18 protein-coding genes are annotated in these 24099 nt (G+C 71.1%); 3 read left to right on the forward strand and 15 right to left on the reverse strand.

The window, feature by feature from the left end:
• Positions 1-29: 29 nt before the first annotated feature.
• From ASG73_RS12720 to rpsA, 3 genes are all read right to left on the reverse strand, one after another.
• Positions 30-383, reverse strand: a complete 354-nt coding sequence (locus ASG73_RS12720; protein ID WP_055995700.1) for a hypothetical protein — start codon at positions 381-383, stop codon at positions 30-32.
• Positions 384-1583 carry a dephospho-CoA kinase gene (gene coaE / locus ASG73_RS12725; RefSeq protein ID WP_055995703.1) on the reverse strand — a complete coding sequence of 400 codons (1200 nt, stop codon included), beginning with the start codon at positions 1581-1583 and terminating at the stop codon, positions 384-386. It abuts the gene before it with no gap.
• 130 nt (positions 1584-1713) lie between these two features.
• A complete protein-coding gene (gene rpsA, locus ASG73_RS12730) occupies positions 1714-3231 on the reverse strand; it encodes a 30S ribosomal protein S1 (protein WP_055995706.1) in 1518 nt (505 codons plus the stop codon).
• Between the two features lie 148 nt (positions 3232-3379).
• On the opposite strand from rpsA, the gene ASG73_RS12735 reads away from it, so the two are divergent.
• Positions 3380-4207, forward strand: a complete 828-nt coding sequence (locus ASG73_RS12735; protein ID WP_055995709.1) for a class I SAM-dependent methyltransferase — start codon at positions 3380-3382, stop codon at positions 4205-4207.
• An 88-nt stretch (positions 4208-4295) separates the two neighbouring features.
• Here the strand turns inward: ASG73_RS12735 and ASG73_RS12740 are convergent, their stop codons facing one another.
• The 4 genes from ASG73_RS12740 to ASG73_RS12755 all read right to left on the reverse strand — a co-directional run bounded on the left by ASG73_RS12740 (position 4296) and on the right by ASG73_RS12755 (position 7613).
• Positions 4296-5288, reverse strand: a complete 993-nt coding sequence (locus tag ASG73_RS12740; RefSeq protein WP_055995712.1) for a DUF3068 domain-containing protein — start codon at positions 5286-5288, stop codon at positions 4296-4298.
• Positions 5289-5410: 122 nt separating this feature from the next.
• A complete protein-coding gene (locus tag ASG73_RS12745) occupies positions 5411-5920 on the reverse strand; it encodes a D-glycero-alpha-D-manno-heptose-1,7-bisphosphate 7-phosphatase (protein WP_055995715.1) in 510 nt (169 codons plus the stop codon).
• Between the two features lie 44 nt (positions 5921-5964).
• Positions 5965-6573 carry a D-sedoheptulose-7-phosphate isomerase gene (locus tag ASG73_RS12750; protein WP_055995718.1) on the reverse strand — a complete coding sequence of 203 codons (609 nt, stop codon included), beginning with the start codon at positions 6571-6573 and terminating at the stop codon, positions 5965-5967.
• On the reverse strand, positions 6570-7613 hold the full coding sequence (locus ASG73_RS12755) for a GHMP family kinase ATP-binding protein (protein ID WP_055995721.1): 1044 nt from the start codon (positions 7611-7613) through the stop codon (positions 6570-6572). Before ASG73_RS12755 ends, ASG73_RS12750 begins: the two co-directional genes overlap by 4 nt.
• Positions 7614-7653: 40 nt before the next feature.
• On the opposite strand from ASG73_RS12755, the gene ASG73_RS17610 reads away from it, so the two are divergent.
• Positions 7654-8871, forward strand: coding sequence for an acyltransferase family protein (locus ASG73_RS17610; protein WP_162253986.1), 1218 nt, complete (start codon positions 7654-7656; stop codon positions 8869-8871).
• On the opposite strand, the gene ASG73_RS12765 is transcribed toward ASG73_RS17610, so the two are convergent.
• The 3 genes from ASG73_RS12765 to ASG73_RS12775 are packed head-to-tail and all read right to left on the reverse strand — an operon-like array spanning position 8762 to position 14443.
• Positions 8762-12838 (reverse strand): alpha-(1->3)-arabinofuranosyltransferase domain-containing protein, encoded by a 4077-nt coding sequence (locus tag ASG73_RS12765; protein WP_055995728.1) that lies wholly within the window; start codon positions 12836-12838, stop codon positions 8762-8764. The two genes, ASG73_RS17610 and ASG73_RS12765, sit on opposite strands and share 110 nt — an antisense overlap.
• Positions 12835-13557: a class I SAM-dependent methyltransferase gene (locus ASG73_RS12770; RefSeq protein ID WP_055996099.1), complete on the reverse strand. Its 723-nt coding sequence runs from the start codon at positions 13555-13557 to the stop codon at positions 12835-12837. Before ASG73_RS12770 ends, ASG73_RS12765 begins: the two co-directional genes overlap by 4 nt.
• A gap of 13 nt (positions 13558-13570) precedes the next feature.
• Positions 13571-14443 carry a class I SAM-dependent methyltransferase gene (locus ASG73_RS12775; protein WP_235499448.1) on the reverse strand — a complete coding sequence of 291 codons (873 nt, stop codon included), beginning with the start codon at positions 14441-14443 and terminating at the stop codon, positions 13571-13573.
• 55 nt (positions 14444-14498) lie between these two features.
• On the opposite strand from ASG73_RS12775, the gene ASG73_RS12780 reads away from it, so the two are divergent.
• On the forward strand, positions 14499-15737 hold the full coding sequence (locus tag ASG73_RS12780; RefSeq protein WP_055995733.1) for a glycosyltransferase family 4 protein: 1239 nt from the start codon (positions 14499-14501) through the stop codon (positions 15735-15737).
• An 81-nt stretch (positions 15738-15818) separates the two neighbouring features.
• On the opposite strand, the gene ASG73_RS17940 is transcribed toward ASG73_RS12780, so the two are convergent.
• The 5 genes from ASG73_RS17940 to ASG73_RS12800 form a co-directional block, all read right to left on the reverse strand.
• On the reverse strand, positions 15819-15974 hold the full coding sequence (locus ASG73_RS17940; RefSeq protein ID WP_156466278.1) for a DUF2613 family protein: 156 nt from the start codon (positions 15972-15974) through the stop codon (positions 15819-15821).
• A gap of 90 nt (positions 15975-16064) precedes the next feature.
• The gene (locus ASG73_RS12785; protein WP_055995736.1) at positions 16065-17741 is read right to left on the reverse strand and encodes a hypothetical protein; all 1677 of its coding nucleotides are present in this window, start codon (positions 17739-17741) and stop codon (positions 16065-16067) included.
• A gap of 1 nt (position 17742) precedes the next feature.
• A complete protein-coding gene (locus ASG73_RS12790; RefSeq protein WP_055995739.1) occupies positions 17743-18852 on the reverse strand; it encodes a glycosyltransferase family 4 protein in 1110 nt (369 codons plus the stop codon).
• Positions 18849-19691: a glycosyltransferase family 2 protein gene (locus ASG73_RS12795; protein ID WP_055995742.1), complete on the reverse strand. Its 843-nt coding sequence runs from the start codon at positions 19689-19691 to the stop codon at positions 18849-18851. Before ASG73_RS12795 ends, ASG73_RS12790 begins: the two co-directional genes overlap by 4 nt.
• Positions 19688-23977, reverse strand: coding sequence for an alpha-(1->3)-arabinofuranosyltransferase domain-containing protein (locus tag ASG73_RS12800; RefSeq protein ID WP_162253987.1), 4290 nt, complete (start codon positions 23975-23977; stop codon positions 19688-19690). The genes ASG73_RS12795 and ASG73_RS12800 overlap by 4 nt, the downstream gene beginning before the upstream one ends.
• Positions 23978-24099 lie beyond the last annotated feature (122 nt).

Here is a 24099-nt window from a genome sequence, read left to right on the forward strand (position 1 = left end):
AGGCGCGCCAGCGCCGCCTCGAAGGGCCCTCAGAAGTCGACCGGGTACTCCGTCAGCCGCTCGCGGGAGTCGCCGCTGCGAATGACCCTCCAGTGGCCGCCGGGACCGCGGCGCAGGGTCCATCGACCCAGCCGCGCGATGGGCGCAAGCGCCATCACCAGGCCACGCACGGCGTCCTCGGCCTCCTCATCCTCGGCGGCGTCGTTGGCGCCGGTCACGAGGAAGCGCAGGTGGATCTGCGGCTGCCCTCTCACGATCTCGACCGACCGGTCCTCGACGCGGTGCCCGAGGGTGAGCAGCTCCTCGGCCCGGGGCAGCAGGCTCTCGGGTGGGATGCCCGGCGAGACCCCGTGGACGTCGACCGCGACGCGGTAGGACGGCACTCAGGCCCCCTGACCCTCGGGGGACCACCCGGTCTCGCGCGCCCAGGCCTCGATCCGCTCGTGCGCTGCGTCGAACCACGGCTCCTTGGCCTCTGCGTACTCACCCCGCCGAAGGCCGGAGGCGGCGAGTCGCTCCTTCTCGGCGCGGTAGTCCACCCGCGCCGACTCCTCGGAACGCAACCAGTCGCGGAAGAGCACCGCCCACCGCCAGCCGGGTGAACCCACCTCGCGCACGTGCAGGTGAAGGAGCACCGCGGGATCGCAGCCGAGGTGGTAGCGCTTGGGCCAGGGCGCTCCGTCCTTCGACGAGTCCTGGTCGATCCCCTCGATCCGGGGCCACCCCCCTTCGACCATGGCCTGGCGGAAGGCCGAGGAGTCCGCCACGGCGAGATCGGTGACCCCGATCTGCAGGTCGATGATCGGCTTGGCGTACATCGGCACCGCCGTCGAGCCGATGTGGTCCACCGTGACGGCAAGATCACCGAGTCGGTGGCGCAGGCGGGCAATCTCTCGCGCGGCCTGACCGGCCCAGTCGGGATCAACCTCGTGCAGGACCACCTCGTGCGGCGCCCGCACCGCGGTGGACGTCGCCAGGTTGTCGGCGAAGGGGGCCAGCCGCTCCTGCCGCAGCCGGTCGACGGCCACGACGAGGTCCTCGGGGCTGCCGTTGTTGTCGAGCAGCACGTCGGCGACGGCGCGACGCTCCTCGTCCGTGGCCTGCGCCGCGATGCGTGAGCGGGCCTCGTCCTGCGGCATCCCCCGCAGCTCCACGAGGCGATGCACCCGCTCCTCCTCGTCGGTGTCGACGACGAGGACGAGGTGGTACTCCCCCGCCATGCCCTTCTCGACGAGCAATGGCATGTCGTGCACGGCGATCGCGGTGCCGGCCTCCTGCGCCGCGGCGAGACGCTGCGCCGTCCGCCCCCAGATCGCCGGGTGGGTGATGCCCTCCAGGGCAGTCAGCGCCTGCGGGTCGCCGAAAACCACGCGTCCCAGAGCGGGCCGGTCCAGGGCGCCGTCGGTCGTGAAGACGCCGTCGCCGAACCGCTCCCGGATCTGGTCCAGCGCAGGCTCCCCCGGCTCGACCACCTCCCGCGCGATGAGGTCGGCGTCGACGACGACGGCCCCGAGCTCGGCCAGCCGGCGGGAGACCGTCGACTTGCCCGACCCGATTCCACCTGTGAGTCCGATGCGCAGCATGGGCCCGATCCTATGCACGTCCACCGACGACGAAGGCGCCGTCTTGGGGAGACGTGCTCTGCCCGCGTCACGAGAAGGGGGCGCCGCACCGGATCGGTGCGACGCCCCCTTGTCAGAGGTGCTGCTCGGGTCAGTTGCCCGTGAGCTTCTCGCGGAGCGCGGCGAGCGCCTCGTCGGAAGCCAGCGTGCCCTCGTTGGTCGGTGCCTGGGCACCGGCGCTCGGGGTGGACGAGCTGCTGCTGCTGCTGCTGCCACTGCTGTCCGAGCTGTACGAGGTGGCGGCGACGGTGTCGTTGCCACCCTCGGCGGCGGCTGCGTCGTCCGCAGCAGCCTTCTCGACCTGGGCGCGGTGCGCCTCCCAGCGCGAGTGGGCGTCGGCGTACTGCTTCTCCCAGGCCTCACGCTGCGTGTCGTAGCCCTCGAGCCACTCGTTGGTCTCGGAGTCGAAGCCCTCGGGGTACTTGTAGTTGCCCTGCTCGTCGTACTCGGCAGCCATGCCGTAGAGCGTGGGGTCGAACTCCGTGACGTTGGAGCCGTCCTCGTTGGCCTGCTTGAGGCTCAGCGAGATGCGGCGACGCTCGAGGTCGATGTCGATGACCTTGACGAAGATCTCCTGGCCGACGTTGACGACCTGCTCGGGCAGCTCCACGTGGCGCTCGGCCAGCTCGGAGATGTGGACCAGACCCTCGATGCCGTCCTCGACGCGCACGAACGCACCGAAGGGAACCAGCTTGGTGACCTTGCCCGGGACGACCTGACCGATCGCGTGGGTCCGGGCGAAGTGCTGCCACGGGTCCTCCTGCGTCGCCTTGAGCGACAGGGAGACGCGCTCGCGGTCCATGTCGACGTCCAGGACCTCGACCGTGACGTCGTCGCCGACCTCGACGACCTCGGACGGGTGGTCGATGTGCTTCCAGGACAGCTCGGAGACGTGGACGAGACCGTCGACGCCACCCAGGTCCACGAAGGCACCGAAGTTGACGATCGAGGAGACGACGCCCGTGCGGACCTGCCCCTTCTGGAGCTCCTTGAGGAAGGTCGTGCGGACCTCGGACTGGGTCTGCTCGAGCCAGGCACGACGCGACAGGACCACGTTGTTGCGGTTCTTGTCGAGCTCGATGATCTTGGCCTCGATCTCCTTGCCGACGTACGGCTGGAGGTCGCGGACGCGACGCATCTCCACGAGGGAGGCGGGGAGGAAGCCACGCAGGCCGATGTCGAGGATGAGTCCACCCTTGACGACCTCGATGACGGTGCCGGTGACGACGCCGTCCTCTTCCTTGATCTTCTCGATGGTGCCCCAGGCGCGCTCGTACTGCGCGCGCTTCTTGGACAGGATGAGCCGGCCTTCCTTGTCCTCCTTCTGGAGGACGAGGGCCTCGACGAGGTCGCCGACGGCGACGATCTCCGAGGGGTCGACATCGTGCTTGATGGACAGCTCACGCGAGGGAATGACGCCCTCGGTCTTGTAGCCGATGTCGAGAAGCACCTCGTCGCGGTCGACCTTGACGATGTGGCCCTCGACGATGTCGCCATCGTTGAAGTCCTTGATCGTGGCGTCGATGGCGGCGAGAAGATCTTCCTCAGAGCCGATGTCGTTGATGGCAACCTGAGGGGCGGCGGTCGTGTCGACCGTGCTGGCAGTCATGTAGTAGGAACTCCGATTGTGGACAGATGATTGTGCGGGACGGGTGCATCGCACCCGCGTGCCCGGGTGGGCACACAAATACGCTTGCTCATCGTAGTGGGTCCGGGGCGAAGGGAGCAAAGCAGGGTCGTCGACTAGCGTCCGCCCCATGGACGAGCAGCACGTCGAGTACACAGAAGCGGTCAGCCGCCGGGCGAGCAGCCAGGCCGAGACGGTCACGGCCAACCGTGGCTGGTGGGACCAGGAGGCCTCTGCCTACCTCGTCGAGCACGGGCCCTTCCTCGGTGACGCCGACCTCGTCTGGGGCCCTGAGGGATGGTCGGAGGCCGACCTGCACGTGCTCGGGGACCCGGGCAGCCTCGAGGGCCGCACCGTCCTCGAGTTCGGCGGCGGTGGTGCTCAAGGTGGGCGGTGGTGCGCCGCTCGTGGCGCCCGGGTCGTCTCGACCGACCTGTCCGCCGGGATGCTGCGCTCGGCCCGGACGATCGATGCCCGCACCGAGGGAACGGCCCCACTGCTCACTCAGGCGGACGCCACGCGGCTGCCCTTCGCCGACGCGAGCTTCGACATCGTCTTCTCCGCATACGGGGCCACCCCCTTCGTCGCCGATTCCGCGGGGCTCATGGCGGAGCTGGCCCGGGTGCTGCGACCCGGGGGCCGGCTCGCCTTCTCGACGACCCACCCGATCCGATGGGCCTTCCCCGACGTGCCGGGTCCGGAGGGCCTGACCGCCACCATGTCCTACTTCGACGAGCGGCCCTATGTCGAGGCCGAGTGGGACGAGGCCAGCTATGTGGAGCACCACCGCACCATGGGACACCGGATCGCAGAGATCCTCGACGCCGGGCTGATCCTGCGCGCCGTGCACGAGCCGGAATGGCCTCAGGACAACACCGAGGTGTGGGGCGGCTGGTCACCCTTGCGGGGCCAGCACCTCCCGGGGACGGCGATCTTCGTCGCCACCCGGCCCAGCTGAGCCGGGCCCCGACCCCGGAGCCGAGACACCAAGGGCCGGGTCGGCGTCATGGATGACGTCGGCCCGGCCCTTGTGTGGTGCGGGTGTCTCAGCGCCCGAAGACCGGGTCCTCGCGCGGGTCGTCGTTGCGCTCCGTCTCGGGGGTGCGGCGGCGCCCGATGACGAGCGAGAGCACCAGCCCGCCGAGGAGCAGCACGATCCCGAGGATCGTGAAGATCAGGGGCAGGGTCGACTGGACCATGTGCAGCTGCGCCGACTTGGACTTGTAGTCCTCGACATTGCCGGCGACCGTGTCCGGCGTGAACCGGGAGGTCGTCTCGAGCGCGTTGAGCGTCTTGCCGTTGTACCGGAACTCCTGCTTCTGCTCCTCGACGCGGTCGAGGACGACGCCGGTGACCGGGTCGACCCAGAAGGTGCGCTTGTTGGAGTAGTAGCGGTCGGCCTCGACAGCGCCGGAACTGGCGGACCCGCCGAAGAGGTTGCCCGGAAGCTCACGCGTCGCGTACTTGGTCTCCGGGACCTCCTGGGTGAACACGTAGGTGTTCATCCCCTGCAGGTCCTCCTCACCGGTGAACTTGACGGGGAAGGCGTCGCCGACCGTGCTGTCCCACCACGTGTAGGTGTCGACCGGCTGGGTGTCGAAGGGGAACTTCACGAGCAGGCCAGAGCGCTCGACGGCCTCGCCGTTCTTCGACTCGCCGCAGCAGTTGATGGCTTCGCCGGTGTGCCGGTCGAAGACGAGCACCTCGGTGCTGCCGTCCATCGGGATGTTGTCACCGTTGTTGTCGCTGACCTGACCGCTGTTCCAGATCGCGACGTCCTTGCCGGTCTCCTCCGAGGCCTGCTTGGACGCCTCCGGGTCACCGATGATGCGCGCCGTCGTCGTCAGCTCACCCTGGCCGGGCTCGACATTGTCGGCGTCGAAGAACTTGGCATTCGAGTCCTGCACGACCTGGGTCGTGTTCTGGTCGGTCGGAACGACCGCCAGACGCGGATATGCATAGAACTTGAAGAGCAGTCCCATGGTGAGGATGAACGCGCCGACACACATGATGATCATCGGCAGCAGGTACTTGCGCACGAGAGAACCCTCCTTGGCCCTAAATAACTTACCGGACAGTAGCACCTCGTGAGCGCCGCCTCCGTCCGAGGACAGACTAGGCGACGTGGCCTTCACCACGTCGGATGAACGCGAGCGCCGTGTCACCGGCCCGCGGCCCCGAAGAGCCGGGAGACGACGAGGTCGACCGGACGGTCCACCCCGACCCGCTCGGTCCGCATCCCGAGATGGTCAGCGGGCGCCAGGTCGGACGGCATGTCGCCCACCATGACGCACCGACGCGCGTCCGCCCACGGCGCCCGACGCAGGGCCTCGCGGAAGAGGCCGTCGAGGGGCTTGCGACAGCCGCACTCGTCACGACCGTGCGGGCACACCACGATCGCGTCCAGCCGGCCGCCCTCCCCCGCGAGAAGGCCGGCGAGTCGTGCGTGCACCGCCACGAGGTCGGCGCGGCTCATCAGGCCGCGCGCGATCGCCCGCTGGTTGGTGACGAGCACCGTGCGACACCCGGCACGCGTGAGCCGACCGACCGCCTCGGCCGCCCCGGGGAGCAGCTCGAGATCGTCAGGGCGGGTGACATAGCCGTCCGGGACGCGGACATTGAGCGTCCCGTCGCGATCGAGGAGGGCGAGATCGAAGGGAGCACCGTCCACGGGCGCGGGAAGCGCCGGCGGGCCGAACCACCACGGGCTCGGTATCAGGACGGGTCCTGCATGGCCAGGTCGACCGCCTCGCACCAGGCATGCGCCCACAACATGTGGACCTCCTGGATCCGGGGGGTCTCGCTGGACGGCACGACGAGGAGGTGATCGGCCAGAGCGCCCTGACCGGCCCCCTTCGCGCCGGTCATGAGGATGGTCGCCACGCCACGTCGTCGAGCCTCGGCCAGCGCCGCGACGACATTGGGGCTCGTGCCCGAGGTCGACATCGCCAGCAGGACGTCTCCCGGTCGCCCGAAGGCCTGCACGCCGCGCAGGAAGACCTGGTCGAAGCCGTAGTCGTTGCCGATCGCGGTGAGCGACGAGTGCGACTCGGCAAGGCTGATGGCGGGAAGGGGGTGGCGGTCGTGGATGCACTTGCCGAGGAACTCCGCGGCCACATGGCTGGCGATGGCCGCCGAGCCGCCGTTGCCCGCGACGAGCAGGGTCCCACCCGCACGCAGCGCATCGAGCACGACCTGTCCCGCGGCCTCGACGGCCTGACGCTTCGCGGGCGCGCCGATCTGCTCCGCGAGCGCTACCCAGGCGGCGATCCCGGCACCGAGCTGCTGGGCCACGAGGCCGGTCCCGGTCTCGGTGGATGTCATTGCTGCCCCTTCCAGGTCGTGACGCCGTGCTTGGTGAAGGTGAACTCCGAGACCGACAGCCCCAGGCGGATGAGCTCGTCGGCGACGACGTGCCGCTTCTCGAACTCGCAGATGAAGATCATGTGCCCGCCACCGCCGGCACCCGTGACCTTGCCACCGAAGGCCCCGCAGCCGAGTGCCGTCTCCACGGCCTCGGCGATGAGGGGCGTGGTGATGCGCGAGGACATCTTCTGCTTCTGCTGCCAGGCCTGGCCGAGGAGGTGGCCGATCTCGTCGACCTTGCCGCGCAGGAGGGCCACGCGCATGGCGTCGGCGAGGTCGCGTTGGGCCCGCAGGCCCGCCACGGCGTCCTCGTTGCCCGTCTCGTACCGGGTGACCTGGTCCTCGATGATGTGGTCGCTCACCCGCGTGCGGCCGGTGTAGGCCAGCAGCATGTTGTGCTCGAGCTCGTGGACGGTGTCGGGACGGATCCGCAGCGGGTTGACGACGACCTGGCCGTCCTGACGGAACTCCATGAAGTTGAACCCGCCGAAGGCGGCCGCGTACTGGTCCTGGTACCCGCCGGGGATCTGCAGGTCCTCACGCTCGAGCCGGTAGGCCAGCTCGGCGATCTCGTGCGGCCCCAGGTCCAGACCGCAGTGCCTGGCGACGAGGTCGATGACCGCGACCATGACGGCGCTCGAGCTGCCCAGGCCGGAGCCGGGAGGCGCATTGGTGTGCAGGAAGAGGTCGAACCCGTCGGAGCGGATGGCGCCCTCGAGGGTCATGATCCGAGCGATCGCGGCCTTGGGCAGGTCGAGGGTCCCGTCGAGCACGAGGGGGGTCCCCACCTCGTACCCGATCGAGGTCCCGTAGTCGTGCGACTCGACCGTGATGTGCCCGTCGGAGCGCGGCCGAAGGGTCGCGTAGGCATAGCTGCCGATCGTCGCACTGAGGACGGCTCCCCCTTCGCGCTGGGGGAAGGGGGCGACATCGGTGCCCCCACCGGCGAAACTGACCCGAAGGGGTGCGCGGGCGCGCAGCACGGGACGCACGGTCATGGATGTCCTCCCCAGAGTGGAAATCAGCGATTATTACCGAATGGTAGGCGACGAGATCAGCACCGCGAGGCATCGTCCGGGACGCATCCTGGGACTCGACCTGCTCCGGGCCGTCGCGGCATGGCTCGTCCTGCTCTCGCACGTCGCCTTCTGGACCGGGGCCGGGGCGCACGGCACGCTCGGTGGTCTGGCCGTTCGGGGAGAGCTGGGTGTGGCGGTCTTCTTCGCGCTCTCCGCCTTCCTGCTGTCCACCCCCTTCGTCCGTCGTGGGCTGGGCGGGCACGCGCTGTGGTCCACGGGCCGATATCTCGTGCGGCGCGCGGCGCGCATCCTCCCCGCGTACCTGGTGACGCTCGTCGCGGTCGTCGCCGTCGCCGCCGCCCTGGGTGGCGCGGCGGGCAGCGTGCTCGACCTGCCCACGGTGCTCGTGCACCTCGTGGTCGGCCAGGGGTTCAGCGGTCGCACCTTCCAGTCCTTCACCCAGACCTGGAGCCTGACCACAGAGATCACCTTCTACCTCCTCCTGCCTCTCATCGCGCTCGTCGTCGCCCCCCTCGTGCGCGCCGACTCCCCCGCCGCCCGGGCGCGGCGGATGCTCGTGCTGTGTGCCGTGATCGCCGTCGGTGGACTGTGCGTGCAGGCAGCCTCGGTCCTCGTGCCCGACCCCCAGTGGGCCGGCGTGCTGGCCACGAGTGCTGCCGGGCACGCGGCGTGGTTCGCGATCGGCACGGCGACGGCGGTGCTGGTCGAGGCCGAGCGGGCCGACATCGAGGTGAGCCCGCGACCGATGCTGTCGGTCCTGCGCTCGAGCCCCGGGACACTCCTGCTGCTGGCCCTCGTCGTGTGGATCATCGCCTCGACCCCCGTTGCCGGTCCACGAGGCATCGAGGCCCCGACACCTGCTGAGGCATTGGCCGCCGAGCTGCTCTACGGGGTCGTCGCCGCCTGCCTGCTGCTCGCCGGGACCTCGCGCGGCCTCACCGAGTCCCTCACGTCCTCACCCTGGGCGGGTCTGCTGCGCTGGCTCGGCAACATCTCGTACGCCGTCTTCCTCTGGCACGTCCTCGTCCTGCAGGTGGTCTTCGCCATGCTGGACCTACGACTCTTCGCGGCGCCCTTCGCCCCGACACTGCTCCTCGTGACGGTCGTCAGCGTTGGCCTGGGGCACCTGTCGTGGACGCTGGTCGAGCGTCCGATCCTGGACCGCGCACACCGCGCCTCGGTCGCACCAGAGCCGCAACCAGCACCCCGAGGGTGAGTGCCCCGAGCAGCTGCGAGACGAGCGAGCCGGCTGACTGACGCTCGGCCACTCCGAGCACGGCGAGCGCGACACCGGCTCCGGTCAGGACCAGGGCGACGGCCAGGGCGCGGCGGCGCAGCGGCACCAGGGCCCCGACGACGGAGGCCAGCATCCCCAGCGGGCCGGCCACCAGGAGGCCGACGACCGCGGCGGCAAGGGCTGGGGTGAGCACGACCAGAACGGCGGGTGCGCCGGGCCCTGCCCCCTCGGCCGACGCCGCACTGCCGTCCACGCTGTCATCGGCATGGTCATCCTCAGCACGGCTCTCGCCGTCCACTGCGTCCGTCGCGTCAGGGCCACGCGCTGCGGCGCGGCGCCGCACCACGATCTCGAGCAGCGCCCACAGGCACAGGAGCACGACGAGCGCTGCTCCACCGGCCAGCGCGAGTCGGTGCTGCTCGTTGGGCGCGAAGTCGACCACGACCCGGGACGTACTGCCCTCCGGGACGACGAAGGCCTGCCGCCACCCGTCCACGGTCACGGGCTCGAGCTGGCGCCCCTGATCGTCCGTGGCGCGCCACCCGGCATTGGCTCCCTGGCTCAGGGCCAGCACGGACCGCCCGCCGGGGCCGACGTCGAAGACCCACCGGCCGACGTGCTCACGGCGGCTGGTCACCGTGCGCTCCGGCGCGACCTGCGTGCGGGTCCACCCGGTCGGGACGAGCGAGACCGTCTCCGGCAGCAACCCGGGGACGGCGCGCGCGCTGACCTCACCGTCTCCCGCCGGGAGATCACCGCATGCCGTCGCCGGGACCGGCTCACCGGCGATGAGGGCGCGACGTGAGGCGGTGAGGGACAGCCCGATCCGCCCGTCGTCCCGACCGACCGCGCCAGCCTCGCTGCAGGGCAGGGTGAGCGGACCTGTCGGCCCGGAGAGGCCGTCGAGGCTCACCTCGGGCGCTGACCACGAGGCCCGCCCCGCAGGCCGGGTGAAGGTCAGGGAGAGGGTCCGCGTGCGTTGCTCGGGGATCCGCAGGCTCGTCCCGGTCGGGAGCACGTAGCGCCCGGAGTCCGTCGCCACGGTCACCGACCCGGCAGGACGATCGAGCGTGAGGGTGCTGACCTGCTTCTCGGCGCCGAAGTCGAGCGCGAGGGTGGGTTCGGCGGTGCGTGCGGACGGACGCCAGCGGGTCGCGGGATCCTTGTCGATCGCGGCGATCGGCCACGCCGTCAGCCCGTCGGCGGGCCGGGCGTCGTCGGGCAGGGTGCTGCCGCCAAGACTCCACGGCGCGGCGACCACCGCCTGACCGGACTCGTCCGCGCGGGCTCGGACCGTCGCGGACACCGTGGTCTGCGGCAGCGGCCCCACGCGCCGCACGAGGTCTGGCGGGTCCTCCCCCAGCTCGGGGTCCGCCGCGCCTCGGGGGTCCCTCGTGAGGAGGACCGGTCCGGGTCCCTCCGGGACGCTCAGGCCCGTCGACAGCCGTGGTCCGTCCTCCAGCTCGAGCTCACGCACCCCCAGGGGTTGCTGTGCGGTGCCGGCGAGGCCTGCGTCAGCCGTCAACGAGATGGTCAGTGTCCGGCGTTCCCGGCCGTCGAGCGGCACCCGCCAGGTCGTCGTCCCCCGCAGGCGGTGGCCCTCGCTCCCGTCGACCTCGACCCCGGCGATCCTGGCGATGTCCGCACCCCAGGCCTCGTGGAGCAGGAGCGCGTCCGGTCGGCTGCCGTCCGGCAGGTCCACGGTGACGGTCTGGGTGGGTGCCTCGTCGCCACTCAGCCAGGCAGTGCGTGAGTCACCGTCGACCATCGCGGCCGGTCCGTGGCCCGCCCCGCGCCAGTCGGCGGCGAAGGGGTCAGCAGCGCTGGAGCTGACGTGCAGCGCGTCGAGCCCCTCGTAGAACCGCGTCGTCCGCCCCACCGCGGTGCCTCCCGGGGCCAGATCGCGGGTCCCCACGACTCCTGGTCGCACGTCGTCAGCAGGCAGTGTCGGCCCGTGGCCGCGTGCCGGGGGGCGACCGGAGTTCAGTGCCTGCCACCGCAAGGTGTCGGACCGGACGTCAGCGTGTGCGCCGTCGGACGCCGTGGTCAGTGCGTCGGGGTCGAGCAGCCCCGCCGCGACGAGCGCGAACCAGGCCTCGGGCGCACCCGCCACGGAGACCGTGCTCGCGCTCGGCACGAGGGACGCCGGGGTTGCCGGCTCGTCCAGCCGCCACACGCTGATCCGCTCGGTGCCCTCCCCCACCGATCCGGCGAGGCTCACCCCGGGACTCGCGGAGAAGGTCGCTGCCACCTGCCGCGAGTCCACGGCACCGACATCCGGGTCGAGGCCTCCTCGGACGACGACCCGTGAGACGCCCAACCGCCGCAGGCCCTGGGCGAGCGTGGGCTGGCTGCGTCCGGTCGCGGTGAGATCGTCCACCCGGTCGAGGATGCGGGTCGCGCCGGGGTGTCCCAAGGGCGCGGCCGCCCGGACGAGCACCGGCGAGCTGGCGAGCGCCGTCAGGGGCTCGTCGGTGAGCCGACCCCACGTGAAGTCCGCACTGCGCGCGCCCGGCAGGACGAGCGTGGTCCCCCCGTCGGTCGCGGCCATCGAGTCGATGTCGGCGGCGATGTCCTGCCACGCGGTCGGCACCCCGTCCGCGGCCCAGGCATCGCCCACCCGTGATGCCCACAACGGAGCCAGCGAGCCGACGAGGGCCAGCACCGTCCCGACGACGACCACCTGACGCACGAGTGCCCCGGCACCACGCTCGACCCGGGTGGCCCAGTGCGCGAGCAGTCCGACGCCGATCGCCACGGGCAGCCGGATCAGCACATCCGCCTTGTGGACATTGCGGAAGGGAGCGAGGGACCCGTCGAGCCAGCCCTGGACCGTCGTCGACAGGGGGCCGGAAGCCGACCCGGAGCGGCCCACCGCCATGACGACGACCCCGACGAGGACGAGCGTGAGCGCCCACCGGGTGAGGTGGCGACCGGCCACGGACGCAGCCTCCCCCCCGGCGTCGTCGTGACCCGAGCGGCGACGGACGAGACCGGCGAGCCCGAGGCCCGCCACCGTCGTCGTCGCGATGATCCCGGTCACCGACTGGGCCAGCAGCCAGCCGCTCTGCCAGGTCGGGTGATCGCCCCCCGTGAGGATGTAGGCGATCCAGTGGTTGGCGCCCCGCAGCACATTGGTGACGGACGCGACCGCGGTCGTCGTCGAGGCGAGCTCGATGTGGTCGAGGAAGGGGTACGAGTAGCGGCCGAGGACCACGAGCGGACCGAGCCACCACGCGGAGCCGAGGGCTGCTCCCCCGCACCACCAGAGCAGTGCGCGCCAGCGGCGTCGCCCGCCCGGCGCCAGCACGATCCACGCGGCCGCAGGGACCAGGGCCACCAGCGAGACGGTGGCGTTGACACCGCCGAGGCACGCGGTCAGCAGACCGGTCCCCACCGCCATGCGCCGACGGGTCGCGGGCAGGGCACCGGGGGCCACCCCCTTCGCGGCGAGCAGGACCAACCACGGGGCGAGCGCCTGGGGCCACACCTCCACCGAGATCTCGGACAGCACGGTGAGCACCCGAGGCGACAACGCGAAGGCCGCGCCGACGACCAGTGCCGGGATCGTGGGCAGTCCGCCCACGCGTCGAGCCAACAGCTCCGCACCCACGAAGGAGACGACGAGGATGAGCGTCCACCACACCCGCTGGGTCACCCAGCCGGGGGCTCCGACAGCATCTCCCGCCAGGAAGACCGGGCCCATCGGCCAGAGGTACCCGTAGGCCTGGTTCTGCAGCTCTCCGATGCCGGTGTGGTCGTTCCACGCCCACAGGGCCCGTCCCAGGTAACGGCCCGGGGAGATGACGAGGTCGCTCTTGGTGTCGGGTTCGAGCATGCCCGGGGCCACCAGCCAGGGGATCACCGCGACGAGCAGGACCGCGACGATCCGCTGCAGGCGCGCCCTGGCGACGTCGACGACGCTCGGGTCGCTCCCTTCGGTCATCGGCGACGCAGGATGAGCAGCAGGTTCCAGGTGATGACCTCACGCACGCCGGGCAGCCGCAGGACGTGTGCCGCCACGTCCGGCAGATAGCGCGGGCGGGCGGCGAGCACGTCGGCATCCGCCCCGTGCGCCCAGTCCAGCCCCTGCCGCACGCTCACCCGGTGCAAGGTCTCTCCGACCCGGTTCTTGGGCGGGTGACCGTGCTTGCGCTCGTAGCGCGCGATCGCTCGCTGACCGCCCAGCCAGTGCCACGGTGAGGTCTCGTGACCACCCCAGGGCGAGAGCCAGTTGGTGTAGGACAGGAAGACCAACCCGCCGGGTCGCGTCACCCGCAAGAGCTCGTCGGCCACGGCCTCCGGGTCGGGGACGTGCTCCCACATGTTGCTGGAGAAGACGATGTCCACGCTGCCGTCGGCGACCGGTAGGCGGAGGGCATCGCCCACCACTCCCCCGTCGCGGACGGACGCGACGCTGGCGTCGTGGTCGACGGGGACGTAGTGGGCGCCTGCGGCGCGGAAGGCCCGAGCGAACTCGCTGGGTCCCGCCCCCACATCGAGGACGGTGCGCCCCTCGAGGGAGGTGTGCTCCCGCAGGAGGGCGATCGAGTCCCCGGCCAGCTCGGAGTAGAAGCGGTGCGGGTCGCTCTGCTCCACCAGGAAGGAGCGGAAGAGGCGCACCGAGCGGCGCACGCCGCGAGGCATCGGCTCACTGGAGGTCATCGGCACGCCTCCATCATGGACGACGCGCGATCAGCTGGATGGTCGGGCGGCTGCGCGGCGAGACCAGACGCTGCCCGACGACGAGGGGAACGCTGGCGACCGCGGCCGCGAGGACCGACCGGGAACCGAGGACACCGCGAGGTCGCGGGCCGGGACGCACCGCCCTCGCGAGGCTGGCCGCATCGACGCTCAGGCTGTCGAGGAGCAGCCGGCGGACCCGGATGTCGACGAAGCCGGCCTTCGCGGCGGCGCGGGCCAGCGAGTCGGCCGAGAAGAATCGGATGTGGGTCGGGTCCTCGAGCATCCACCAGGCGGCCCCGTAGCGCTCGACCCCGGAGCTGTCGCCGGCCGGCGTGATGAAGCTGGCCCGGCCCCCGGGGCGCAGCAGCTCCCAGGACGAGCGCAGCGCGATGTGCGGGTCGGTGACGTGCTCGAGGACGTGGATGCCGTAGACGAGATCCTGCTCGCCCGGAAGTCTCGAGGCGTCCTCGATCCCCCCGACCCGCAGGTCGCCGCGGGCCCGCACGACCTCGTCGACACCGACACCGAGCTGGTCGGGATCGACGCCGGCGACCTCGGCACCGTCGTCGAGGAAGCGCCGCAGCATCGACCCGGACCCGTAGCCGACCTCGAAGACCCGCGACGGCACACCATCACGCACCAGCTCCCGATAGGTCAGGTCGAGCCGGATGCGGTCCAGGGTCGGCTCGCCGCCATAGGCCAGGTCACGGTGGTCGGCGGGGCACCGCTCCAGGTCACGCCGCAGGTGCCCGCAGCGCTCGCACTGCTCCACCACGCACCCCCCGCGGATCGCGTACCCGCGCACGACGGCATCGCACACCTCACAGCCGACGTGGCCACTCTCACCTACCGTTGGGTAACTCACAGCGTTAGCCTATCCGTCGGTGCCGCGACAGCCGTGACGCCGACAAGGAGTGACGATGACGCCGACCACGGCAGCCCCGAAGGAACGACTTCGGGTCCTCTACCTCTCGTGGCGCGACCGGGAGAATCCCGAGGCCGGAGGGGCAGAGACCTTCACCGAGCGGACCTCCGAGGTCCTGACGCAGGCCGGGCACGAGGTGACGATCTTCACCGCGTCCTTCCCCGGCGCCAGCCCGCGCACCCAGCACGGAGACGTGTCCGTCGTGCGCCGCGGCTCGAAGTTCAGCGTCTACCTCCACGGCATGTGGCACGTCCTGCGGCACGGCCGCAGCTACGACGTCATCCTCGACGTGCAGAACGGCGTGCCCTTCTGGGCGCCCCTCGTGGCCAGGGTGCCGGTCATCAACATCGTCCACCACGTCCACCGCGACCAGTGGGGTGCCGTCTTCGGCCCCAAGATCGCCCGCCTGGGCTGGCTCCTGGAGTCCAAGGTCGCACCGCGGGTCTACCGCGGCAGCCGGTACGTCACCGTCTCGAAGTCCACGCGCGCCGAGCTCGAGGAGCTGGGAGTCGACCCCCAGCGCGTCGACCTCGTCTACTCGGGCAATGACCGTCCCGCCGATCTCGATCGTTATGCCCGTCTGGAGCGCACCGAGACCCCGACCATGCTCTTCCTGGGGCGGCTCGTCCCCCACAAGCACGTCGAGCAGGCCGTCGACATCCTGGCCTCCCGCGCTCAGACCCACCCTGATCTGGAGCTGCACGTCGTCGGTGGCGGCTACTGGGAGGCAGCGATCGCCGACCACGCGCGCGCCCTCGGGGTCTCCGACCGCGTGCACCTGCACGGCTTCGTCGAGGAGTCGCACAAGCACGAGCTGCTCGCTCGGGCGTGGGTCGTCGTCATGCCCTCGCACAAGGAGGGCTGGGGGCTGACCATCGTCGAGGCCGGCCTGCACGCCACCCCCGCGGTCGCCTACAGCTTCGCCGGCGGCCCCAGCGAGTCGATCGTCCATGGACGCACCGGCCTGCTCGCCGACTCCGTCAGCGAGTTCGAGGAGCACGTCATCACCCTCGTCGACGAGGCCGCCCTGCGCCGCGACCTCGGCCGCACCGCCCGGCTGTACGCGAGCTCCTTCGACTGGGTCCGCGCCGGCCACCGCCTGGAGTCGGTGATCCGTTCCGTCCTCGGCCTCAGCGATCGCTACCGCGACGACGTCATCGACCTCGACGCGCTCATCGCCCACCGCACGGTCGAGGAGTCGCCCGTCGACGAGCTGGCGGCCGTGGCCTCCTGACCGGTCACCACACCGCACCACGCCGAAGGGGGCGTCCGCTCAGCTGAGCGGACGCCCCCTTCGCGTGGGGTGTGGGGCAGGTCAGCTGTTGTAGTTGATGACCTGGTCGTTGGTCTGCGGCATCGAGGCACTGCTCTGCACCTGGACGATGCCGAAGATCGCGAGGGCGGCCAAGAGCGCGCCGACGACGGTGCCGCCCACGTTGTAGGCGATCTTCTTCGAGGCGTCGTTGTTCACTGGTGGTCCTCCATGGTGCGGATACGAATCGTGCCCACTGTATACCGGCCGGTCACTTGCCGCGACCCCGTCCGGGGTGTCGCCCTCGTCTCACTCACGACGGTGACGAAGGAGCACCACAGCGCTGAGCAGGACGGCGCCGGCCGTGCCCAGCAGTCCCAGTGCGCGCAGCCGGTCCGGTGGAGGTGCGCTCTGGGTGCTCGGGCCCAGGTCGTGCACCTCGAGGTCGCCCACCGTGGTGGTCGGGGTGCCCGACAGGTCCGGCACGGAGCCGGCCGGAGCGGGTTGGTCCCGCTGCACGACGACCCACCGGACGCCGAGCGAGCGCAGCACCGCGACGGTGTCACCCCCTTCGTCCAGGGAACGGGTGACCCGTGCTGCCGCCGGGTCCTCGCCCGCCACCGTGCCGTCCCTCAGCGGGAGTCGGTCGTCGGAGACCACGGGCTGCGGCAGGAGCCGGTTCCACGGGTCGAGGACCACCCGGTCGTCATTCCACGCGTAGCGCCGATATGTGGACCAGGGGAAGACGGCGACAGGGTCGCCCGAGTCCGCGAGCTGCTGGGTCACCGTGCGCACGTCCTGCGGGTAGTCGACGCTTCCCCACGCTCCGGCGTGGCCCCAGGCGAGCGAAGGGAGGGTGGCCACCGGCCACGCCACGGCGAGGAGCATCGGCACCACGGGGGCCTTGCGCTCGACCAGCCGGTCCACGACGACCGCGGTGGCCACCGCGAGCAGCAGGACCCACAGTGCAGTGAACTTCTGAGCGTCCCGCAGGAGCCCGCCGCCCGGGACGTGTGTCACGACCGCCTCGAGCAGGCCGGGGCCTCCGGGCACCGCCGCCAGGGCGGCCACGAGCAGTCCGATCACGCCGGCAGCCGTCGCGGCCCGCTCCCTGGGTTCGCTCCACCAGCTGCGTCGACCCACGGCGAGTGCGAGCACCAGGAGGACCGCGACAAGGGCAGCCAGAGCGACCGGCCAGGTCGTCCGTTCGACGAACCAGGTGCGGTCGTTCCACAGCCCGCCGCCGAGGACGAGAGATCCCACGACACCGAAGGGGGTGTCCGCGCCCGCCGCGAAGGCATCGGCCCCCTGGGCATCGGCCGCCTTGGGCGCCGAGCGGAGGAAGGGCCACCACCACGCCGCGTTGGCCAGCAACGAGGTCCCGATGACGATCGCGAGGTCGCGCAGCACCGCGCGAAGAGGTCCGCCGATGCACACGACGGTGACGGTGGCCAGCACGGTGGCCAGCACACCCGGGGTGGACCCGCCGAGTGCCGCGGCCGTGAGCGCGACCACCAGCAGCGCCCGGCCGCGCCGGTGCCTCACCCGGGTGGCAGCCGACAGGACCCAGGGCAGCATCGCGAAGCCGAGCAGGTAACCCCAGTGGCCGATGCCCAGACGCTCGCCGACCCACGGGTTCCAGGACCACAAGACCGCGGCCGCCGCAGCACCGGGCACCGTCCGCGCGAGACGTCCCGCACCGGCTCCTCCCACGACGAAGGCACCGAGAAGCAGGATCTTCTGCACGAGCCAACCGGGCAGCACCAGGCCGAGGAGCGCGACGACGAGGTCATTGGGAACCGCCCTGGGGACACTGCCGTCGATCCCGAGGGTGCGTGCCGACAGGGACAGGTCAGGGACGAAGACGAGGTCGTAGTGGAGGGTGTAGCCCGGGGCCAGCGCCGGCCCCAGGGCCAGCAGCCCGAGCACCACCCCGATGGCCGCGCCGACGGCGGTGAGGTGCCGCTCCCCCTTCGTCATCGACACGTCAGGACCGGTGCAGGGCTTCGATCTCGGCGAAGGCGGAACCTATGGCCGCGCACTGGGTGGGCAGGTCGTGGTGGGTGAGCGCATGGGCGCGGTTGGCCACGGCGACCTCCGCCCGCACACGCGGGTCCCGCAGGAAGTGCAGGAGCGAGTCCGCGAGTGCTTCGGCGTCGTCCTCCACCAGACGGTTCGGGGGCTGGACGGCTTCGTCGTTGGTGCCACAGCGGGTGGTCACGATCGGCAGCCCGCAGGCCAGCGCCTCGAGGTAGGCCAGACCGAGCTGCTCGGTCCACTTCCACGTCGGACGCGGCGCCGTGGTGAAGACGGCCGCGGACCGCATCAGGTCAGCGACCCCTGCGGTGTCGAGAGAGCCCATGAGCTCGATGCCCGAGTGCGGGTCCTGCGCCGCTGCCTGCACGAGGTGCTCGAGCGGGCCACGACCGGCCACCTTGAGCCGGGCCTCGGGGATCTCACGTCGGACGATCGCCATCGCCTCGAGCACCCGGTCGATGCCCTTGTTGTCGGCCAGGGGCGAGGCGAAGACGACGATCGGCTCCGTCACCGGCTCGGTGGCCGGGTGGAAGAGCTCGGTGTCGACGCCGGGCTTGACCACGCGGATGAGCTCGTCGTCGAAGTCGTTGGCCAGGAGGTGGTCGCGCGCGGCGTCGACCATGCACAAGAGCAGATCCGCATCGCGGCAGGAGTTCAGGGCCTGACGGTAGGGCGGCACCTTGTAGAGCGGCTGGTTCGGCAGGTTCTCCCAGGTGATGACGGCCTGGAGCGGACGGCCCGCGCCGGCGGATCGAGCGGCCCGTCGCCAGCGAGAGGCCTGTCCCGTCACCAGGGAGCACAGCTCGAGCGAGGTCACCCAGTCGTACTCCCCCGGGTCCTGGTCGGTGAGCCCACGCACCCAGGCCAGGGCTCCCGCCTCGACGAAGCGCTTGATCGGTCGGTTGTACGTGCTCGGGATCCAGTCGATCTCCCCGACGGGCTCCTGCTGGGACATCGCCCGCACGAGGGTCCTCGGCATCCGCGACATCCAGTACAGCTCGCGTCGGGCGCGCTGGTCCGGGAGAGAGACCCAGAGCAGGCGACGCAGGTCGTCACTCATGGCGTCGTCCGGTCCTTGCGTCCGCGACGCGCGCCCATCGCGTAGCCGCCGGCCTCCATCGCCCGCAGCGCGACCATGCCGATGGCGTGTGCCGGGTCCCCGAGCAGTCGGCGGTGGTTGCGCAGGTAGGACCTCAGCACCGCCTTGCCCTGGGCGCCCACCGCTCCCTCGTGCTGCTCGGCGAAGGCAGGGATGCTGCGTCCGTAGTAGTAGCGCTTGCTCATGACGTCACGCACGGTCAGGCGACCCTCGTCGTGATCGATGATGATCGGCGCGAGCTCGATCCCGGCTCCGGAGCTGCGCATCTTCATCCGCAGGTCCGCGTCCTCGGGACCTGACATGTCGGGATGGAAGGCACCGTCGCCGAGCAGGTAGTCGCGACGTACCAGGCGGGGGTTGTGCAGCCACGGGTCGTCCAGGTAGCACTCCCGCTCGAGAGCGCGGCAGGCGGTCCAGAACCCGTCACCGATGGTCCGCTCGGGCAGCGCGATCCCCGTGGCCCCCGTTGCCCGGGCCGTGTCCAGCGCCAGGGCGATCGTGCGGGGCGGGAGGATCATGTCGCTGTCCAGCCAGAGCACCCACTCCGATCCGGCGGCCTCGATGCCGGTGTTGCGCTGGACGGAGCGCTCCGGCCCGGCAGTGATCACCCGGTCGGCGAAGCGCTCGGCGACCTGCGGCGTGCCGTCCGTGCTGTGGTTGTCGACGACGACGAGCTCGACCCCGCGGTGGGTCTGCTCGACCACCGAACGCAGGCAGGCCTCGATCGTGCGGATGTTGTTGCGGGTGGGGACCACCACGGTGACGGTCGCCCGCTCGGCGTCCTGGTCTGGTCCGGTCACGTGTCCTGCTCCTCAGGTGGGTCGTGGCGCATGAAGGTTCCGAGGACGGCGAGCACGAGCCCGGCGCCTGCGATGTGGTGGGGCACCAGGGCCGCCTTGACGGCGTCGGCGCTGACCGTGCCCAGGGTTCCGCCGATGGCACTCTGGAGGACGAAGGCCAGAGCGGACACCAGGACGAGCCCGGCACCGACAGAGATCAACAGCCCGGCCCGGGGACCGAATCGCCGGACGAGGAGCATCGCGGCCAGTGCCGCGAGGCCCCCGCCGACCCCGGTCAGCACCGCCGCACCCACGACGATCCCGGCTTCGAGAGCCAGACGATGCCGTCCGTCGAGACCCATGAGGAGGTCTCCCAACGCGTGGGTCACCGGTCGGCGCACCGGACGTACCGGATCCTCGCCGTCCTCGCCGTCCTGCTCCGGGGCCGCCGTGATCGTCGCCCCGGCGGGCTCGAGCGCCCCGTCGTCGGCCACAGGCGCTGTCGGCTCTGCCGGGTCTGCTGCCTGGTCCCCCCACTCGCTCTCGCGCTGCGCACGGATCGCGGCGACGCGACGCCGGATGACCGGGACGAAGAAGAGGAGCCCGCACAGGAGCAGTCCGAGCACGGAGAGTGCAAGGGCCACGTTGGCGGAGCGCTGGGGGCCGTAGCCGATGGTGACGGTGTGCGCGCTGAGGTCGTCGACGTACCAACCAGCCGCATACCCGTTGACGACGACCGGCGCTCCCAGGTCGGTCCCGTCCTCGAGGGTGGCCTTCCACCGAGGGTCGTGGCCCTGCCCGATCGACAGGAAGTAGGGCGTGCTGGCAGCCCCGACCTCGACCTTCATCGACGACGAGACCTTGCTCCGCCGCACCTCGACGACCGGTGAGGGCACGCGCTCGGGAGCCGTGGTACCCACCACGTCGTGCAGGGAGACCCGGTCGAGCTGCACGTCGTCCACCGGGCGCAGCTGGTGCTCACCCCAGACGATGGACTCCTTGCCGCAGCCCGTCCACGCCGTGGCGGGATCCCCGGGCCCAGCGATTGCCTCGGGGTCCTCGGGTCGCATCATGACCGGCTTGCCGTCCAGGGTGGCGACGGTGATGCACCGGTCCCCGCCAGCCCCCTTCGTGATCGTGGCTCCGGTGTCGATGGTCGTGAAGCGGGCCGGTCGGCTCCCCTTCGAGTCGTCGACCTCGTCCAGCGTGATCCGGACCTTCTTGCCGCGCGTGCCCGACGGCAGGTCGATGCTCGAGGTGCCCTGGCCGATCCGTCCGGACGCGACCTTGGTGCCGTCGACGATCACGGAGGCTCGGGTGGCCCAGGCCGTGTCACCCTCGTCGCCGGGGCCGGGCGCCTGGGTGATGGTGACCCGAGGCAGCGTGCGCTCGGGCCCGACGATCTCCCACCACCCGTCGGTGATGTCGCCGCCGGGGACCCAGCCTGTGGAGGACGAGCTGTCGACGGCCTTGGAGGCCCGGCGGGTCAGGGAGTCGAAGTAGGTGCGGTTGGAGCGGGCCCGGTAGGTCGTGTCGAGCCCGGCCAGCTCGTCCGCAAGGACCTCACGAGGGCCGAGCGAGCGGATCTGGGCCTCGACGCGGTAGGTCCGGTCATCGGGGATCGTGAAGTCCCGACGCAGTCCCTGCTCGGTGTCGTCGTTGGTGGCGTCGGTGTTCTTGACCCTGCTGAAGAAGACGTCGAGGGGGCGGTCGGCGAAGTCCTGCCGTTCCGCGGGGCTGAGCTCGCCGTAGAGCCGGGTGAGGGTGTCGGGCACCCGCGTGGTCCGGGCCGCGGTCGCGGACACCCCACCGATGGTGATCTCGGAGACGCCCACGAGGCTGAAGCCCTTGCCGCGGATGCCGCCCACGGTCAGCTTCACCTCATCGGTGGTGACCCCCCCGAGGTTGAGCACTGCGGTGCCGTCCTTGCGCACCTTGACCTTCTCGTGGGCGTCACCCGCCTGCACGTCGAGGCTGTCGATGCGCACGTCCCCCAAGGAGGTCGTGTCCACCTCGACCTTGCCGAGTCGCTGCTCCTTCGGCAGCGTGAGGGTGAGCGACTGCCCCTTTGCTCGTCGGAAGTCCCCGAAGAGCCAGGACGTCGTGGGGTCGCCGTCGATCGCGTTCTCGGCGACGCCGTGCGGCAGGTCGAAGAAGGCGCCACCCGCCGAGGTGGCCTTGACCCGGATGCCCTCGGGCACGAGCGTGCTCTGGTCCCGCGGGTCGTCGCCGAGCGTGCGCGTGACCTTGGGCGTCTCGTCGGCCGGCAGGATGGCGCCCTGGTTGGAGGTCAGCCGGTTGGTGATGGCCGCGCGTCGCTGGTTGGTGTCGGTGACCACCATCCGACCGTCATCGGACAGCAGGGTGCGCAGCTGGTCGCTCGTCATGCCGTGGGCGTAGCGGATCGCCGGCGACCCGTCGAGGAGCCCCTCCTGCTGCAGCGGAGGGATCGCCCAGGCGTCACCGGCGACGACCAGGCTGTCGCTGGCGCTCGTCGCGCGCACCATGCCCTGCGAGTTGTGGACCCCGTAGAGCTGCAGCGGTGTCAGGACCGCTTCCTCCTGCGAGAGCGGAGGGTTGGCCCGCGTGAACATGTTCTGACCCGGGGCGCCGAAGTTGCGCAGCCCCTGCAGACCCGAGTCCTCGGCGAGGGCACGCGCGGTGCTGGCCGGTCGGGCCCCGCCGGTGTCCTCCCACACGACGTCGTGACGCAGGAGGACCTGGTCGGCCCCGAGGTAGCGGGCGAAGGGAGAGATGTCGTGTGTCCCGGCCGTCCCCGACTGCAGCGTGCTGTCCAGAGCGGCCAAGAAGTTGCCCCCGCTCTGCGAGGTGTTGGGGATGGTCTCCGGGATGACCGCGTCCCTGGTGAAGAGCGAGTTGGGCAGGTCATCGGGACGGTCCAGACTCCAGCGATAGCTCGAACGGGTCTGGCCAGGCAGCACCAGGACCCGCTGGTCCGGGTTGCCTCGGTCGATGGCGGCGGAGGCCTCACGCCAGTAGTCCGGGACGTCCAGGGGCGACACGTAGAGATTGCCAGTCACCGCGGGCGCGATGAGCGCGAGGACGACCGCCGTGCCAGCACCGGCCGCGAGCGGTGCACGGCCGTGCCCGCGCAGGAGCCGAGGGAGGACCCTCACGAGGGCGAGCCCGAGGAGCAGGGCGAAGGCCAGCGCGAGACCGGCGCCGATCTTGTTGGTCGTCCGGAAGGCGATCAGCGGTCCGACGTGCTCGAAGACCAGCCGGAGCACGACGGCGAAGGGCGAGCTGCCGTTCCCACCCGGGTAGAGACCGACCATCACGACGGCCACCATGCCGGCGGCGATCGCGCAGAACCGCGCCAGACGGGCCGGGACGACCTTGAGGGACAGGAGCGCCGCCGACGGCCAGACCATCGTCAAGAGGATGATCACGGAGCTGGTGAAGTAGAGGGCGTACTGCGGGAGCCAGGGACCTGCGTCCGACGACCCGTAGTAGGACCACAGCCCCAGTCCGCGCAGGACCTCGACGAAGGAGCTCGTGCGAGCGATGCCGTCGAGCGTCTCCGAGCCCTCCGCGATCTGGCTACCGGTGGCCGATGCGGCAGCTCCCGGGACGAGCCAGTAGAGCGAGACGAGCACGACGAGGAGGGCGCACTTGGCCAGGGTCCGGGCGACCTGCCGCCACGTGAGGTCACTGTCAGAACGCACGTACAGGGCGAGCGGGATGACCAGCAGCAGCTGGTAGACGGGCACGACACCGACATTCATGCCACTCATGCCGAAGAACACGAGTGCCACCCCGGCGGGCCAGGCCCAGCTCGAGGGGTCGCGCAGCGCCTTGGTCATCGCCACGAGCAACCACGGCAGCAGGGCCATCGGCAGGGCGATGGCCAGAGTGCTCCCACCGGCCACCGCGTACGGGTTGGCGATGTAGGCGACTCCGGCGAGCAACCCTGCCCACACGCTGGCGGCCGGGACGAGGGTGCGCAGGAGACGGTTGGTCCCCCACGCGGCCAGGACCCAGAGGATCAGGTGGTAGACCTTGAAGGCCATCTCCGGGTCCAGCCCGACCGCCCGCAGTGCCGCGGTGACGAGCAGCACGGGCACCAGCCCGACGTTGAAGTTCGGCGAGCCGAGATACGGCGAGGAGGTCCAGGCGGCGAGGTACCTGGGGAGCATCTCCCCGGGCGCGAGGTAGACCTCCGGCTTGATGTCGGTCTGGAAGACGCCCCAGCTGTTGGCGAAGACGATGGCGCCCAGGACGAGGATGAGCACCAGGGTCACCGGCCGCCCGGAGACCACACGGGGAAGCCGTAGCCGGCTGCGCACGCTGTCGTCTCCTCTCGTCCGGGTTTGAAGGATGACGCGCCTGCAGCACGCCGGACGATCGATCCTAACCGACGACCCCGACCGCGCTACCGGGGCGTAACATCTGGCTCGACCCATCCCAT

Source organism: Janibacter sp. Soil728, from assembly GCF_001428305.1.
In the GTDB taxonomy this organism is placed as follows: Bacteria; Actinomycetota; Actinomycetes; order Actinomycetales; family Dermatophilaceae; genus Janibacter.

What these genes read in the sequence shown, in the direction of transcription:
- coaE (WP_055995703.1), bottom strand. Translation starts at nt 1,583, where the DNA reads ATGCTGCGCATCGGACTCACAGGTGGAATCGGGTCGGGCAAGTCGACG.
- rpsA (WP_055995706.1), bottom strand. Translation starts at nt 3,231, where the DNA reads ATGACTGCCAGCACGGTCGACACGACCGCCGCCCCTCAGGTTGCCATC.
- ASG73_RS12735 (WP_055995709.1), top strand. Translation starts at nt 3,380, where the DNA reads ATGGACGAGCAGCACGTCGAGTACACAGAAGCGGTCAGCCGCCGGGCG.
- ASG73_RS12750 (WP_055995718.1), bottom strand. Translation starts at nt 6,573, where the DNA reads ATGACATCCACCGAGACCGGGACCGGCCTCGTGGCCCAGCAGCTCGGT.
- ASG73_RS12755 (WP_055995721.1), bottom strand. Translation starts at nt 7,613, where the DNA reads ATGACCGTGCGTCCCGTGCTGCGCGCCCGCGCACCCCTTCGGGTCAGT.
- ASG73_RS17610 (WP_162253986.1), top strand. Translation starts at nt 7,654, where the DNA reads ATGGTAGGCGACGAGATCAGCACCGCGAGGCATCGTCCGGGACGCATC.
- ASG73_RS12765 (WP_055995728.1), bottom strand. Translation starts at nt 12,838, where the DNA reads ATGACCGAAGGGAGCGACCCGAGCGTCGTCGACGTCGCCAGGGCGCGC.
- ASG73_RS12770 (WP_055996099.1), bottom strand. Translation starts at nt 13,557, where the DNA reads ATGACCTCCAGTGAGCCGATGCCTCGCGGCGTGCGCCGCTCGGTGCGC.
- ASG73_RS12780 (WP_055995733.1), top strand. Translation starts at nt 14,499, where the DNA reads ATGACGCCGACCACGGCAGCCCCGAAGGAACGACTTCGGGTCCTCTAC.
- ASG73_RS12790 (WP_055995739.1), bottom strand. Translation starts at nt 18,852, where the DNA reads ATGAGTGACGACCTGCGTCGCCTGCTCTGGGTCTCTCTCCCGGACCAG.